Source organism: Pseudomonas putida, assembly GCF_001636055.1.
GTDB lineage: Bacteria > Pseudomonadota > Gammaproteobacteria > Pseudomonadales > Pseudomonadaceae > Aquipseudomonas > Aquipseudomonas machongensis.
In genome coordinates, this window is the sequence record NZ_CP011789.1 from 2,109,139 (window position 1) to 2,123,895 (window position 14,757).

Below are 14,757 nucleotides of genomic sequence, written 5' to 3' on the forward strand. Positions count from 1 at the left end.
AGGCAGCAGAGAACCGGTAAATCTGCGACAATCGCGCATCCTCAAGAATGCCGATCATGCAAAAGCAGGCTCACCTGCATCATCAGAAAGCCCCATGACTGACCACGCCATCGACAAACTGCTGCAAAACCTCGACCACGCCATGATCGCCGACCGCCATCGCCTGCGGCGGCAACTGCACGAGCTGCGCAAGCGCCCCGACGAGGGCAAGCTGGCGCAGTGGGTGGAGAAGGTCCAGGCGTCCTGCGCCCAGGTCACCGCGCGCCAGCAGAGCGTGCCGAGCATCCGCTACGACGACAGCCTGCCCATCGCCGCCAAGCGCGACGAGATCAAGAAAGCCCTGGCCGAGCACCAGGTGCTGGTGATCGCCGGCGAAACCGGTTCGGGCAAGACCACCCAGTTGCCGAAGATCTGCCTGGAACTGGGCCGCGGCAGTCATGGCCTGATCGCCCATACCCAGCCACGCCGGATCGCCGCGCGCAGCGTGGCGGCGCGGGTTGCCGAAGAGCTCGGCACACCCCTTGGGGCGCTGGTCGGTTACCAGGTGCGCTTCGAGGACCAGAGCGACTCCAACACCCTGGTCAAGCTGATGACCGACGGTATCCTGCTGGCCGAAACCCAGCACGACCGCTTCCTCGAACGCTACGACACGATCATCGTCGACGAAGCCCACGAGCGCAGCCTGAACATCGATTTCCTGCTCGGCTACCTCAAGACCCTGCTGCACCGGCGCCCCGACCTCAAGCTGATCATCACCTCGGCGACCATCGACCTGGAGCGTTTCTCCAAGCACTTCGATGGCGCGCCGATCATCGAGGTGTCCGGCCGTACCTACCCGGTGGACACCTGGTACCGCCCGCTCACCAGCGAGCAGGACGAGGAGGGCAACCAGGTCGAGGACGACCTCACGGTCGACCAGGCGATCCTCGCCACGCTGGATGAAATCGCCCAGCACGAACGCAGCCAGGGCAAGGGCCCGGGCGATGTGCTGGTGTTCCTGCCCGGCGAGCGAGAGATTCGCGATGCCGCCGAGATCCTGCGCAAGGCGCAGCTGCGCCACACCGAGATCCTGCCGTTGTACGCGCGCCTGACCCCGGCCGAGCAGCAGAAAATCTTCCAGTCCCACAGTGGCCGACGCGTGGTGCTGGCGACCAACGTTGCCGAAACCTCGCTGACCGTGCCGGGCATCCGCTACGTGATCGACAGCGGTACCGCGCGCATCAGCCGCTACAGCTACCGCGCCAAGGTCCAGCGCCTGCCCATCGAGGCGGTGTCGCAGGCCAGCGCCAACCAGCGTAAAGGCCGTTGCGGGCGGGTCGAGCCGGGTATCTGCATCCGCCTCTACAGCGAGGACGATTTCAACGGCCGCCCGGCCTTCACCGACCCCGAGATCCTGCGCACCAACCTGGCGGCGGTGATCCTGCAGATGCTGCACCTGCGCCTGGGCGAGATCGACGCGTTTCCGTTCATCGAGCCGCCGGATGGCAAGGCCATCAGCGACGGCTTCAACCTGTTGCAGGAGCTCTCGGCGGTCAACCGCGAGAACCAGCTCACGCCGCTGGGCCGCCAGTTGGCGCGCCTGCCGATCGACCCGCGGTTGGGCCGCATGTTGCTCGAAGGTGCCCGCCAGGGCAGCCTGCAGGAAGTGCTGATCGTCGCCAGTGCGCTGTCGGTACAAGACCCGCGCGAGCGTCCGCCGGAGCGCCAGCAGGCCGCTGACCAGGCGCACGCGCAGTGGAAAGATGTCGATTCGGACTTCGCCGCGCTGGTCAACCTGTGGCGCGGCTTCGAGGAGCAGCGCCAGGCGCTGACCGCCAATCCGCTGCGCAACTGGTGCCGCAAGAACTTCCTCAGCTACCTGCGCCTGCGCGAGTGGCGTGATGCGCATCGCCAGCTGTCGCTGATCTGCCGTGACCTGCAGTTGGCGGTGAACAAGGATGCCTCCGATTACCAGCGCATGCACAAGGCGATCCTCAGCGGTCTGCTCAGCCAGATCGGCCACAAGACCGAAGAGGGTGATTACCAGGGCGCGCGCCAGCGACGCTTCTGGGTGCACCCTTCGTCCGGCATCGGCCGCAAGCGCCCGCAGTGGGTGATGGCGGCCGAGCTGGTGGAAACCACCAAGCTGTATGCGCGCATGGTCGCCAAGATCGAGCCGGACTGGATCGAGCCGCTGGCCGGGCACCTGATCAAGAAGAACCATTTCGAGCCGCACTGGGAGAAGAAGCGCGGGCAGGTGGTCGCCTATGAACAGATCACGCTGTATGGGTTGATCCTGGTCGGTCGACGCCCGGTGCACTTCGGTCCGATCGATCCGGTGACCTCGCGCGAGCTGTTCATCCGCGAGGGGCTGGTCGGTGGCGAGATCCAGTCCAGGGCCAAGTGCCTGTCGGCCAACAAGCGCCTGCTCGAGCAGCTCGATGAGCTGGAAGCCAAGGCCCGCCGTCGTGACATCCTGGCCGACGAAGAGACGCTGTACGCCTTCTACGAGGCGCGCCTGCCGGAAGAGATCCACCAGACCGCGACCTTCGACAGCTGGTATCGGATGAACAGCCAGAAGGACGCCAACCTGCTGATCATGCGCGAAGAGGACGTGCTCGCCCGCGAGGCCAGCGAAGTCACCGCCGCGCAGTACCCGGACCACCTGCAGGTGGGCGACCTGCGCCTGCCGTTGAGCTATCACTTCGAACCCAATCACCCGCGCGACGGTGTCACCGTCCGGGTGCCGGCGCCCTTGTTGCCGAACCTGCCGGGCGAACGCCTGGAGTGGCTGGTGCCGGGGCTGCTGGAGGCCAAGTGCGTGGCCCTGGTGCGCAATCTGCCCAAGGCCTTGCGCAAGAATTTCGTGCCGGTGCCGGACTTCGTCAAGGCGGCGTTGTCGCGCATGACCTTCGGCCAGGGCGCCTTGCCGCAGGCCCTGGGCCAGGAACTGCTGCGCATGACCGGGGCGCGCGTCTCGGACGAGGCGTGGGCCGAATCGGCGGGGCAGGTCGAAGGACACCTGCGCATGAACATCGAAGTGGTCGATGGCCAGGGCAAGTTCCTCGGCGAAGGCCGCGACCTGGCCGAGCTGACCGCGCGCTTCGCCGCTGCCAGCCAGGCCGCGCTGGCGTTGCCACGTAGCGAGAAAACCGAACAGCCGGTGCAGGCCAAGGCCTTCGCCCAGGTGGCGCAGACTGCCCAGCAGAAGATCGCCGGCCTTTCGCTGACGGTGTATCCGGCACTGGTGGAAGACAACGGCGCGGTGCGCGAGGGGCGTTTCTCGACCCAGGCCGAAGCCGAATTCCAGCACCGGCGCGCGCTGCAGCGCCTGTTGCTGCAACAGCTGGCCGAGCCTGCCAAGTTCCTGCGCGGCAAGCTGCCGGGGCTGACCGAGCTGGGGCTGCTGTACCGCGAGCTGGGCCGGGTCGAGTCGCTGGTCGAGGATATCTTGCTGGCCAGCCTCGACAGCTGTGTGCTCGAAGGCGAGACGCCACTGCCGCGCGACGGCGCCGCGCTGGCCTCGCTCGCCGAACGCAAGCGTGGCGACTGGGCCGAGCATGCCGAGCGGCTGGCGCGCCAGACCCTGGAAGTGCTCAAGCTGTGGCATGGCCTGCAGAAGCGCTTCAAGGGCAAGATCGACCTGAGCCAGGCGGTGGCACTGAACGATATCAAGCAGCAACTGGGCAACCTGGTGTACCCAGGCTTCGTGCGCGAGACGCCGGCGCAGTGGTTCAAGGAACTGCCGCGCTATCTGAAGGCCATCGAGCTGCGCCTGGAGAAGCTGGGCTCGCAGGTACAGAAGGACCGGGTCTGGAGCGGCGAGCTGGGCAACCTGTGGACGCAGTACAAGACCCGCGCCGACAAGCATGCCCAGGAGGGCAAGCGTGACGCCGAACTGACCCTGTATCGCTGGTTGCTGGAGGAATACCGGGTGTCGCTGTTCGCGCAGCAGCTGGGGACGAAAGTGGCGGTTTCCGATAAGCGATTGAGCAAGCAGTGGAGTTTGGTGGAAGCCTAAATTCCCTGAGTTGTGGCAATATTGGTGCAATTTGGGCCGCGTTGCGGCCCATCGCGGGACAAGCCCGCTCCTACAGGCGATCGAGGCGAATCCCGCTTCATTATTTCAAATTGGCACTAAAGTGCCATTAACCACAGAATCCCGGCCAACGCCCGCCAGGCGCAGGCCACAGACCAGAGGAACGACCGTGCACAACGTCGTGATCAGCGGCACCGGCCTGTATACCCCGGCCCAGAGCATCTCCAACGAAGAACTGGTGGAATCCTTCAACACCTGGTCGCAACAGTTCAACACAGACAACGCCGCCGCCATCGAGCGTGGCGAGGTCGAAGCGGCGCCGCTGTCCGACGCGGCGTTCATCGAGAAGGCATCAGGCATCAAGAGCCGCTTCGTCATGGACAAGGCCGGCATCCTCGACCCGCAGCGCATGAAGCCACGCCTGCCGGAGCGCTCCAATGACGAGTACTCCATTCTTTGCGAAATGGCCGTGGCTGCAGCCCGCCAGGCGCTGGAGCGCGCCGGTCGTACCGCTGCCGACGTCGATGGGGTGATCGTCGCCTGTTCCAACCTGCAGCGCGCCTATCCTGCGATCGCCATCGAGGTACAGCAGGCCTTGGGCATCCAGGGCTTCGGCTTCGACATGAACGTGGCCTGCTCCTCGGCCACCTTCGGCATCCAGAACGCCGCCAACAGCATCCAGCTCGGCCAGGCCCGGGCGATCCTGATGGTCAACCCGGAGATCTGCACCGGCCACCTGAACTTCCGTGACCGCGACAGCCACTTCATCTTTGGTGATGCCGCCACTGCCGTGTTGCTCGAGCGCGCCGACCAGGCCACATCGAAGCATCAGTTCGACATCGTCAGCACCAAGCTGCTGACCTCGTTCTCCAACAATATCCGCAACAACTTCGGCTTCCTCAACCGTGCGGCGGAGGAGGGTGAAGGCACCCGCGACAAGCTGTTCGTGCAGGAAGGACGCAAGGTGTTCAAGGAAGTCTGCCCGATGGTCGCCGAGCTGATCGGCAAGCACCTGGCCGAGAACGACCTGCAGCCGTCCGACGTCAAGCGCTTCTGGCTGCACCAGGCCAACCTGAGCATGAACCACCTGATCGTCAAGAAGCTGCTGGGACGTGAGGTGAGCGAGCAGGAGGCACCGGTGATTCTCGACCGTTATGCCAACACCAGTTCGGCCGGCTCGGTGATTGCCTTCCACCTGTACCAGGATGACCTGGAGCAAGGGTCGGTGGCGGTGCTGAGCTCGTTCGGGGCGGGGTATTCGATTGGCAGTGTGATTCTGCGCAAGCGCTGATAACGGCTGCGGCCTTTTCGCGGGCAAGCCCGCTCCCACAGGTACTGCTGCCCTTAAGGGCTGTCGTATATCTGTGGGAGCGGGCTTGCCCGCGAAAAGGCCTGTGTATTGTCAGCAGCCGAAAAAAGCGGGAAGCGCCGGATGGGGTCGGCACTTCCCGCTGAGCTACGCAGGGGAGCGTTCTTTTAGAACTTGGCTTCCAGGTCGACCTGCAGGGTGTCGACGTCCGCGTCGGTGTTCGGCAGCTGCGAACGGTCGGTCTTGGCCATCAGGTAAGCCGCGCCGACAGCGAAGTTCTTGTCGATTTCGTAACCGACCTTGAACTTGTGACCACGATTACCGGTGAAGCCGTTGCCGAAGTCGGAGTCGGTGAAGGCGCTGACCACAGCGTTGCGCTGTACGTCGCGGTAGTTGTAGTCCAGGCTCCAGGCGCCGAGCTTGGTCTTCACACCCGCCAGCCAGGCCTTGTCTTCGCCGTCGGTGCTGTCGGTGTTCTTCACGTACTGACCGTAGGCGGCCAGCGGGATGGCGAAGCCGGTGAAGTCGATCTGACCGAAGCCTTCCACCAGGTTGAACTCGGTGGTGGTGTTGCCGAACTGACGCAGAGCGGCAGATTCCTTGTCGTTGTCGTAGCCGTAGATGCTGCCGCCAACGGTGACCTTGAGGGTATCAGCCGGTGCGAAGCGAGCACCCAACTGGCCGTGGTACAGCTGGGCGTCGTGCTTGAACTGCACGCCGTCGCCGTCGACGTTGTCCTTGAGGGTGTACTGACCGGCGCTACCGAACAGCTCGGCGCCGCCCAGGTTGGTCTTGTAGGTGACAGCCACACCTTCAGGGTTCAGGTCGCTATCCCAGATGATGTCGCCCATGCTCACCCAAGGCTGCTGCATCTTGCCGCCGATCAGGTGCAGGTTCGGGATGGCGGTCGGGTGCCAGTCGAGGTAGGCCAGGTCGACCCACAGCGATTTCTTTTCGAAGTAGTTATCCAGGCTCTGGTTGGTCGAGCGGCCATCGGCGCTGCTGCCGGTGGCGATACGCACGCCAGCGTCGACCTGCGGGTTGATTTCGCTGTAGAAGCCGACGCGGGCACGGACGCGCTCGCGGTCCTGGTTGCCGCTGCCGCTGCGTGGGTTGTCGACGTTGACGTCTTCGTAACGCAGGCGCACGTCACCCTTGATCTGGGTCTTGGCGGCCCATGCCACTTTCTGTTCGAAGGAGCTCAGGCGCTCGGACTGTGCCTTCTGGTCGGCCTTTTCCTTGGTTTCTTTTGCCAGATCGGCCTGCAGTTCGCTGTACTGCGCCTGGTTGATCGAGCCGTTGGCGCGGAGCATTTCGAGCAGCTTGGCGTCGACTGCAGCACTGGCCGGGGCGCTCAGGGCCAGCATCATGCCGGTGAGGCTAACTCCGGTAAGTGTAGAAACAAGACGCATAAGGTTCTCCCTATTGGAAAAGTGTGGGGAGGCTTTTGTGCGCCCACCCCCAAGTTGGCATGTCTCCGGAAAAGGCCTGACTAGACAGGTTCTCGGCATCCGAAAAACAGGCGCAAGTATTGCGAGGGGGGATTACAGAATAATGTCTATTTAGTGGCACTGCTGTTAAGTAATTACTCACATGGTTATAAGAACAGTCATCGTCATTTGAGCGATCCGGCGCCTTTGGCGATACTGGCGACCTGTGTTCAGGGAGCCGACGTCGTGACCAGCCTCTACAGCCTTGCCCACCTGCGTGATCTGCCGGCACTGTCCTGGGACGCGCTGGTGCCTGCCGGCCAGCCGTTCCTCAGCCATGCTTTTCTCAGTGCGCTGGAAGACAGCGTTAGCGTCAGCCGCCAGACCGGCTGGGCCGCCGAGCACCTGGTGCTGGAGCGTGACGGCGAGGTGCGGGCGTTACTGCCGGCCTACCGTAAATGGCATTCGTTCGGTGAGTACGTGTTCGACCATGGCTGGGCCGATGCCTGTGAGCGTGCGGGTATCGCCTATTACCCCAAGCTGCTCGGGGCAGTGCCGTTCAGCCCGGTCAGCGGGCCGCGCCTGCTGAGCGCGGACCCCGCTGACGCCCTGCTGTTGTTGCAGGCGTTGCCGGAGTACCTGGTCAAGGGTGAGCTGTCCGGTGCGCACATCAACTTCACCGACAGCAGCCTGGACGAGCAGATGCTCGCCCAGCCGGGCTGGATGGAGCGCCTGGGCTGCCAGTTCCACTGGCGCAACCGTGGTTACCGGGACTTTCAGGACTTTCTCGACACCCTCAGTTCGCGCAAGCGCAAGCAGATGCGCAAGGAGCGCGAACAGGTGGCCGGGCAGGGCATCGACTTCCAGTGGCTGCGTGGCGATGAGCTTGACCAGGCGCGCTGGGATTTCGTCTACCGCTGCTATGCCAACACCTATGCGGTGCGGCGACGTGCGCCCTACCTGACCCGCGAGTTCTTCAGCCTGTTGGCCGAGCGCATGCCCGAGGCGCTGCGGGTGGTGGTCGCACGGCAGAACGGCCGCGACGTGGCCATGGCCTTGAGCCTGGTCGGCGGCGACAGTTTCTATGGTCGCTACTGGGGCTGCCTGGACGAATTCGACCGCCTGCATTTCGAGACCTGCTTCTACCAGGGCATGGATTATGCGATTGCCGAAGGGTTGCAGCGGTTCGACGCCGGGGCCCAGGGGGAGCACAAGCTGATTCGCGGATTCGAGCCGGTGCTGACGCGCTCGTGGCATTACCTGCTGCACCCGGGGTTGCGGCGGGCAGTGGACGAGTTCCTGGCGCAGGAGCGGGACGGGGTAAGGGAGTATGCGCTGCAGGCGCGGGAGATGCTGCCGTATCGGCGGGGTTGAGTGGGGTTTGTGCCGGCCCTATCGCGGGGCAAGCCCGCTCCCACAGGTACCGCGTTGCACTGACGGACAGCGCGGTACCTGTGGGAGCGGGTTTACCCGCGAAAAGGCCCTTGAGGCGATATCAATCGACTCCGACGAACCCGCCCGTCTGGTGATGCCACAACCGGGCGTACAACCCCTGCTGAGCCAGCAGCTCGGCATGGCTGCCGCTCTCGACGATACGCCCCTTCTCCAGCACCACCAGCCGATCCATCCGGGCGATGGTCGACAGGCGGTGCGCGATGGCGATCACGGTCTTGCCCTGCATCAGGGTTTCAAGGCTCTCCTGGATCGCCGCCTCGACTTCCGAGTCCAGCGCTGAGGTCGCCTCGTCCATGATCAGGATCGGCGCGTTCTTCAGCAGCACGCGGGCAATGGCGATGCGCTGGCGCTGGCCGCCGGAGAGCTTGACCCCACGCTCGCCCACATGGGCGTCGAAGCCGGTGCGGCCCTGGGCGTCGGACAACTGCGGGATGAACTCGTCAGCCCTCGCGCGGCGCACCGCCTCCCAGACTTCCTCGTCGCTCGCGTCCGGCCTGCCATACAGCAGGTTGTCGCGGATCGAGCGGTGCAGCAGCGAGGTGTCCTGGGTGATCATGCCGATCTGCGCACGCAGGCTGGCCTGGTTGACCTGGGCGATATCCTGGCCATCGATGAGGATGCGTCCGCCCTGCACGTCGTACAGGCGCAGCAGCAGGTTGACGAGCGTGGACTTGCCCGCGCCGGACGGGCCGATCAGGCCGATCTTCTCGCCCGGGCGAATATCCAGGTTCAGCCCATCGATGACCTTGCCACCCTTGCCGTAGTGGAAATCCACATCGTCAAAGCGCACACCGCCACGGCTGACTTTCAATGCCGGGGCATTGGGCGTGTCGGTGACCGAAACCGGCTGGGCGATGGTCTGCAGGCCATCCTGGACCATGCCGATGTTCTCGAAGATGCCGTTGACCACCCACATGATCCAACCGGACATGTTGACGATACGGATCACCAGGCCGGTGGCCAGGGCAATGGCGCCGACGCTGATCAGCGACTGGCTCCACAACCACAGTGCCAGGCCAGTGGTGGCGACCACCAGCAGGCCGTTGAGGGTGGTGATGACCACATCCATGCTGGTGATGACCCGTGAAGCCAGTTGCGTCTTCTCGGTCTGCTCGCTGATCGCTTCGCGGGCGTACTGCTGTTCGTAGTCGGTGTGGGCGAACAGCTTGAGGGTGGCGATGTTGGTGTAGCCATCGACGATCCGCCCCATGAGCTTGGAGCGTGCGTCAGACGACACCACCGAGCGTTCCTTGACCCGTGGCACGAAGTAGTAGAGCGCGGCGATATAGCCGACGATCCATACCAGCAGCGGAATCATCAGGCGCCAGTCGGCCTCGGCGAACAGCACCAACGAGCTGATCGCGTAGATCAGCACGTGCCATAGCGCATCCACCGCCTGCACCGCCGAGTCGCGCAGCGAGTTGCCGGTCTGCATGATGCGCTGGGCGATGCGCCCGGCGAAGTCGCTCTGGAAGAAGTTCAGGCTCTGCTTGAGCACATAGGTGTGGTTCTGCCAGCGGATCAGGCTGGTCATCCCCGGGTTGATGGTCTGGTGCACCAGCAGGTCGTGCAGGCCGAAGAACACCGGCCGCAGCACCAGCACGACCACCAGCATCCAGATCAGCTCGGTGCTGTGCTCGCTGAAGAAGTTGACGTTGGGCGTGCCCTGGGCCAGGTCGATGATCCGGCTCAGGTAGCTGAACAAGGCCACCTCGATCAGCGAGGCGACCAGGCCGACCACCAGCAAGGCGAGAAAGCTCGGCCAGACCTGACGCAGGTAGTACAGGTAGAACGGCCAGACCGTGCTCGGCGGCGCCTCGCTGGGCGCCTCACGGAAAATGTCGATCAGTTGCTCGAAGCGACGGTACAGCATGGAAACTCCTGTTGATCCCGCTCGCGGGCGGCTTCACATCCTGTGAGACCCGCGATCAGTCGATACGTTTGGCCGACTTGATGTAGACCGGATCGGCCGGTACATCGCGCATGCCTTTCTTGACCGTGGTGGGGGAGTTGACGATCTGGTCGACCACCTCCATGCCCTTGGTCACCTTGCCGAATACGGCGTAGCCGGCGTCACGGCCGGGGTTGAGGAAGTCGTTGTCGGCCACGTTGATGAAGAATTGGCTGGTCGCCGAGTTAGGATTCGAGGTGCGCGCCATCGACAGCGTGCCACGGGTATTCTGCAGGCCGTTGCTGGCTTCGTTGCGGATCGGATCCTTGGTGCTCTTCTGCACCATCTGATCGGTGAAGCCGCCGCCCTGGACCATGAAGCCCGGGATCACGCGGTGGAAGATGGTGTTGTTGTAGAAGCCGCTGTCGACGTACGCCAGGAAGTTCTTCGTGCTGATCGGCGCTTTTTCGGCGTTCAGTTCGATCTCCACCTGGCCGAAGCTGGTGTCCAGCAGCACGTGAGGGGTCTTGTCGGAGGCCATGACACTGGCGGCGAAGGCGAACGAGCAGGCGGTGAGCAGGAGTTTCTTCAGCATGGGCTCAATGATCCTTGAGAGGTGGATGCGGCTGCGAGAAAGCGCAGCAGGGTCTGGTTGAAGACCTCGGGTTGGTCCAGGGGCGTAGCGTGCCGCGAATCCTCGATGACCGCCAGTGTCGCGTGGGGCATCAGGGCAACGTAGCGTTCTTTCTGTTGTATCGGGGTGTAGTCGTGGTCGGCGGCAATCACCAGCGTCGGACACTGGATCTGCCCAATGCGTTCCTGCACGCCCCAGTCGACGATGGCGTCGAAGCTCTTGAGATAGGCGCGCTTGTCGTTGCGCGCCCAGCGCTCGGCCATCTTGCGCCGCAGTTCGCCTTGTTCGGGCTTGGGAAACAGGCGCGCGGCCAGGCCCTGGCCGACCGTCTCGACGCTGAGCAGGCGTGCCAGACTCCAGCGCTTGGCCCACCAGATCCAGTGTTCGAGATTGTGGCGCTTGACCTCGGGGGCGCTGTTGACGATGCACAGGCTGCGCAGCCACTGCGGATGGTCGACGGCAAACTGAAAGCCGACCATGCCGCCCATGGACAAGCCCACGAAGTGCACCGGGCCAGTGTTTAGATGGTCGAGCAAGGCCAGCAAGTCTTCGCTGAAGGTCTTGATCTGGTAGCCGTGGCGAGGCTTGGCCGACTGGCCGTGGCCGCGGATGTCCATCAGGATCACCCGATAGTGACGGCTCAGCTCGGGGACCTGCAGTTCCCAGTCCTGGCTGCTCGAACCGAGCCCGTGCAGCAGTACCAGGGGCTCGCCCTGGCCATGTTCCTCATGGTGCAGCAGGCATCCGTCACGTTCGAAACAGGCCATGGGCGCGGTCCTCTCAGGCTTGCGGGGGGGCTGCGAAGGGCACGTCCAGTGGCGCGGTGTCGAAATTGCGCAGCAGCTCGATGAGGATCTGCGTGGCCGGACCCAAGGTCTTTTCCTTGCTCGAGTAAAGGTAGAACAGCGGGTGGCGACTGCCACCCTGATCGAGCGGCAGAGGCTTTAGCAGGCCCTCGCGCAGCTCGCGTTCGATCATGTGCCGGGGCAGCCAGGCAAAGCCCAGGCCACTGCCGACGAAGGTCGCCGCGGTGCCCAGGCTGCCGACGGTCCAGCGTTGTTCGGCACCGAGCCAACCAACGTCGCGTGGCTGGCTGCGGCCAGAGTCGCGGATCACCACTTGCAACTGGCTTTCCAGGTCCTGGAACGTGATCTCTCGGCCCAGGCGGTGCAGGCTGTGCTCGGGGTGGGCGACGGCGACGAACTCCACCGCGCTCAGCTCGGCGCCCAGATAGCCGGGAATGTTGAAGCTGCTGATGGCAAGGTCGGCGATGCCTTCGTGCAGTACTTCCTCGACCCCGGACAGCACTTCTTCACGCAGGCGCACCCGGCAGCCGCGGCTTTGCGGCATGAAGGCGCTGAGCGCACGCACCAGGCGGGCGCTGGGGTAGGCGGCATCGACCACCAGGCGCACTTCGGCCTCCCAGCCCTGTTCCATGTGGTGAGCCAGGTCTTCGAGCTGGCTGGCTTGCTTGACCAGTTGCCGCGAGCGACGCAGCAGCACGCTGCCGGCCTCGGTCAGTACCGCCTTGCGCCCGTCGATGCGCAGCAGCGGCACACCCAGTTGCTCCTGCATGCGTGCCACGGTGTAGCTCACCGAGGATTGCGAGCGGTGCAGGGCTTCGGCGGCCTGGGCGAAGCCGCCGTGATCGACGACCGCCTGCAGGGTTCGCCACTGATCCAGGGTCACGCGCGGCGCTTTCATCTTCGGCTCCTGTTGTCCTAAGCTGCGCTCACTACAAGGAGAGCGCGAAATGAAGAAATGGTTTGCGGTACTGCTGACGTCCCTGCCCCTGAGCGCCATGGCCTATCCGATCGATGTGCAAAAGGAGATCGAAGGGGTCAAGCTCGACTACACCGCGTACGACACCGCCTACGACATCGGCAGCATCAGCCTGAACAACTATGGACAGGTGCCGGCTGCCTGCAAGGTCACGATGCGCAACGGCCCGGAAGCACCCAGGGTGCGTCGGGTCAATGTGCCGGCCGGCAAGAGCGTCGACGTCACTGCCAAGTTCAACCGGCAGATCATCAAGCTGCGCATCGACCTGAGCTGCAAACCTGAATAAAACAGATTAATCGATAGATTGGTCCCACTTTTTACGCTTTTTTATCGATAGGTCAAGCCTTAATCTCGCCTCCATTGAATCGCAACACTTTTTGCCGATGGAGGCACCCCATGTCCCGCGTACTGATCATCGAAAGCAGCGCCCGCCAGCAGGATTCCGTTTCCCGTCAACTGACCCGCGACTTCATCCAGCAGTGGCAAGCGGCGCATCCTGCCGACGAGATCAAGGTACGCGACTTGGCGGTCAACCCGGTGCCGCACCTGGACGCCAACCTGCTCGGTGGCTGGATGAAACCCGAGGAACAGCGCAGCGCGGCTGAAATCGAAGCGCTGGCCCGTTCCAACGAGCTGACCGATGAGTTGCTGGCCGCCGACGTACTGGTGATGGCTGCGCCCATGTACAACTTCGCCATCCCCAGCACCCTCAAGGCCTGGCTCGACCACGTGCTGCGTGCCGGCATCACCTTCAAGTACACCCCGACCGGGCCGCAGGGGCTGCTCAACGGCAAGCGTGCGATCGTCCTGACTGCGCGTGGCGGCATCCATGCCGGCGCCACCAGCGATCACCAGGAACCCTACCTGCGCCAGGTGATGGCCTTCATCGGTATCCACGAGGTGAACTTCATTCACGCCGAGGGCCTGAACATGAGTGGCGACTTCCACGAGAAGGGGCTGAACCAGGCCAAGGCGAAGCTGGCCGCAGTGGCTTGAAGCGCGAGGCATCCACGAATTCCCAACCCTGACACCTGTTGCTCCTTTGGGTGTATGTGCCCGGTCATGTGCATGACCGGGTTTTTTTTGCGCGCAAAACTCTCAGTGCAGATCCGCCACTTCCCTGCGCTGCTGCGCCATCTCCATGAAGGCGCTCATCGCCGAAGTCGGCAGCGAATCCTGGCGACGGATGAACACCGTGGACACGCGAGAGAATTCCGCGGGCAGTTCATGGCAGCGAAGCGCATGGCGCACGCTGCAGTTCTGCGTCACCGACCTGGGTAACAGGGTCACGCCCATTCCGGCCGACACGCAGGTAAGGATGCCATCCAGGGTGCCCATTTCCATGATCTGGTTGGGCACCAGGCCAACCCGGTAGAACCAGTTCTCCAAGGTGGAGCGGTAGAAGCAGCCGCTGCGAAACACCAGCACTGTCTGCGAGAGCATTCGCCCCATCAAGCTGTCGAGCGAATCGAACTGGTCGCTGCTGACCAGCACCAATTCCTCGCAGAACACCTCTTGCTGGGCAAGCATCGGATTCTGGTGAAACCCTCCGACGAAAGCGCCATCGATCCGGTGGGACTCGATGGCCTTGATCAGTTCGGCAGTGGTGCCGGTAAGCAACGACAGTTGCACATCGGGATGCTGCTCGCGGTAGCGGGTGAGGATCTTCGGCAGGCGAATGGCGGCGGTGGTCTCCATCGAGCCCAGGCGCAGCGGGCCGTTGGGTACGCCGGTATCGAGCAGGGCGCTGCGGCTTTCTTCGGTCAGTTGCAGGATGCGTCGGGCATACCCGAGAAACGTCTCGCCCGCAGCCGTGAGCACGACGCCGGATTTTCTGCGGATGAACAGCTCGCGATTGAGCTCCGCCTCGAGCTCCTTGATGCGCATGGTCACGTTGGATTGCACGGTGTTGATCCTGGCTGCGGCCGCGGTAAAACTGCCCAGGTCGGCCACGGCGCAGAAAATCTTCAACTGGCGCATTTCCATGAGGTCTACCTATCACTGATGATGATTGATGGCATGTTTATGCATCATTTCATGCACGGCTTTCCAGTGGCTTGGAGGCAACCGATCCCGTCTGCTGGTTCACGATCAGTGATGGAATTCATCATTTATCATCATTTGTGAAAATTCGTGGGTGTGTTTAAGGTCGACTCTGGGCTCGCTCCACGCCAACGGACACGCGCGCCCGCCATGAGCCACCCGCCGTCGCCTGCGCTGCGATGAGCGATCCATGAT

Annotated in this window: 11 protein-coding genes; 5 read left to right on the forward strand and 6 right to left on the reverse strand. The window is 63.5% G+C overall.

The features are described from left to right. The first annotated feature begins 94 nt into the window (after nucleotides 1–94). Nucleotides 95–4,000: an ATP-dependent RNA helicase HrpA gene (gene hrpA, locus AB688_RS09710; protein WP_063543716.1), complete on the forward strand. Its 3,906-nt coding sequence runs from the start codon at nucleotides 95–97 to the stop codon at nucleotides 3,998–4,000. Nucleotides 4,001–4,187: 187 nt separating this feature from the next. Beyond that, the gene (locus tag AB688_RS09715) at nucleotides 4,188–5,309 is read left to right on the forward strand and encodes a beta-ketoacyl-ACP synthase III (protein ID WP_063543718.1); all 1,122 of its coding nucleotides are present in this window, start codon (nucleotides 4,188–4,190) and stop codon (nucleotides 5,307–5,309) included. Between the two features lie 185 nt (nucleotides 5,310–5,494). On the opposite strand, the gene AB688_RS09720 is transcribed toward AB688_RS09715, so the two are convergent. After that, nucleotides 5,495–6,739, reverse strand: a complete 1,245-nt coding sequence (locus AB688_RS09720; RefSeq protein ID WP_054893302.1) for a putative porin — start codon at nucleotides 6,737–6,739, stop codon at nucleotides 5,495–5,497. Nucleotides 6,740–7,003: 264 nt separating this feature from the next. Between AB688_RS09720 and AB688_RS09725 the strand changes: the two genes are divergently transcribed. Next, on the forward strand, nucleotides 7,004–8,131 hold the full coding sequence (locus AB688_RS09725) for a GNAT family N-acetyltransferase (RefSeq protein ID WP_063543720.1): 1,128 nt from the start codon (nucleotides 7,004–7,006) through the stop codon (nucleotides 8,129–8,131). A 121-nt stretch (nucleotides 8,132–8,252) separates the two neighbouring features. Here AB688_RS09725 and AB688_RS09730 read toward each other — a convergent pair whose 3' ends face one another. The 4 genes from AB688_RS09730 to AB688_RS09745 are packed head-to-tail and all read right to left on the reverse strand — an operon-like array spanning nucleotide 8,253 to nucleotide 12,441. Continuing rightward, nucleotides 8,253–10,085: an ABC transporter ATP-binding protein gene (locus AB688_RS09730; protein ID WP_054893300.1), complete on the reverse strand. Its 1,833-nt coding sequence runs from the start codon at nucleotides 10,083–10,085 to the stop codon at nucleotides 8,253–8,255. Nucleotides 10,086–10,140: 55 nt separating this feature from the next. Further along, nucleotides 10,141–10,698 carry a peptidylprolyl isomerase gene (locus tag AB688_RS09735; RefSeq protein WP_063543722.1) on the reverse strand — a complete coding sequence of 186 codons (558 nt, stop codon included), beginning with the start codon at nucleotides 10,696–10,698 and terminating at the stop codon, nucleotides 10,141–10,143. Then, nucleotides 10,692–11,504 (reverse strand): alpha/beta fold hydrolase, encoded by an 813-nt coding sequence (locus tag AB688_RS09740; RefSeq protein ID WP_063543724.1) that lies wholly within the window; start codon nucleotides 11,502–11,504, stop codon nucleotides 10,692–10,694. The genes AB688_RS09735 and AB688_RS09740 overlap by 7 nt, the downstream gene beginning before the upstream one ends. 13 nt (nucleotides 11,505–11,517) lie before the next feature. Continuing rightward, entirely contained in the window at nucleotides 11,518–12,441 is a 924-nt protein-coding gene (locus AB688_RS09745) for a LysR family transcriptional regulator (protein WP_054893297.1), read from the reverse strand. Between the two features lie 49 nt (nucleotides 12,442–12,490). Between AB688_RS09745 and AB688_RS09750 the strand changes: the two genes are divergently transcribed. Both AB688_RS09750 and AB688_RS09755 read left to right on the forward strand, forming a co-directional pair. Then, nucleotides 12,491–12,805, forward strand: coding sequence for a hypothetical protein (locus tag AB688_RS09750; RefSeq protein ID WP_054893296.1), 315 nt, complete (start codon nucleotides 12,491–12,493; stop codon nucleotides 12,803–12,805). Between the two features lie 110 nt (nucleotides 12,806–12,915). After that, nucleotides 12,916–13,515 (forward strand): FMN-dependent NADH-azoreductase, encoded by a 600-nt coding sequence (locus tag AB688_RS09755; RefSeq protein ID WP_063543726.1) that lies wholly within the window; start codon nucleotides 12,916–12,918, stop codon nucleotides 13,513–13,515. Between the two features lie 102 nt (nucleotides 13,516–13,617). On the opposite strand, the gene AB688_RS09760 is transcribed toward AB688_RS09755, so the two are convergent. Continuing rightward, nucleotides 13,618–14,505: a LysR family transcriptional regulator gene (locus AB688_RS09760; RefSeq protein ID WP_063543728.1), complete on the reverse strand. Its 888-nt coding sequence runs from the start codon at nucleotides 14,503–14,505 to the stop codon at nucleotides 13,618–13,620. Nucleotides 14,506–14,757 lie beyond the last annotated feature (252 nt).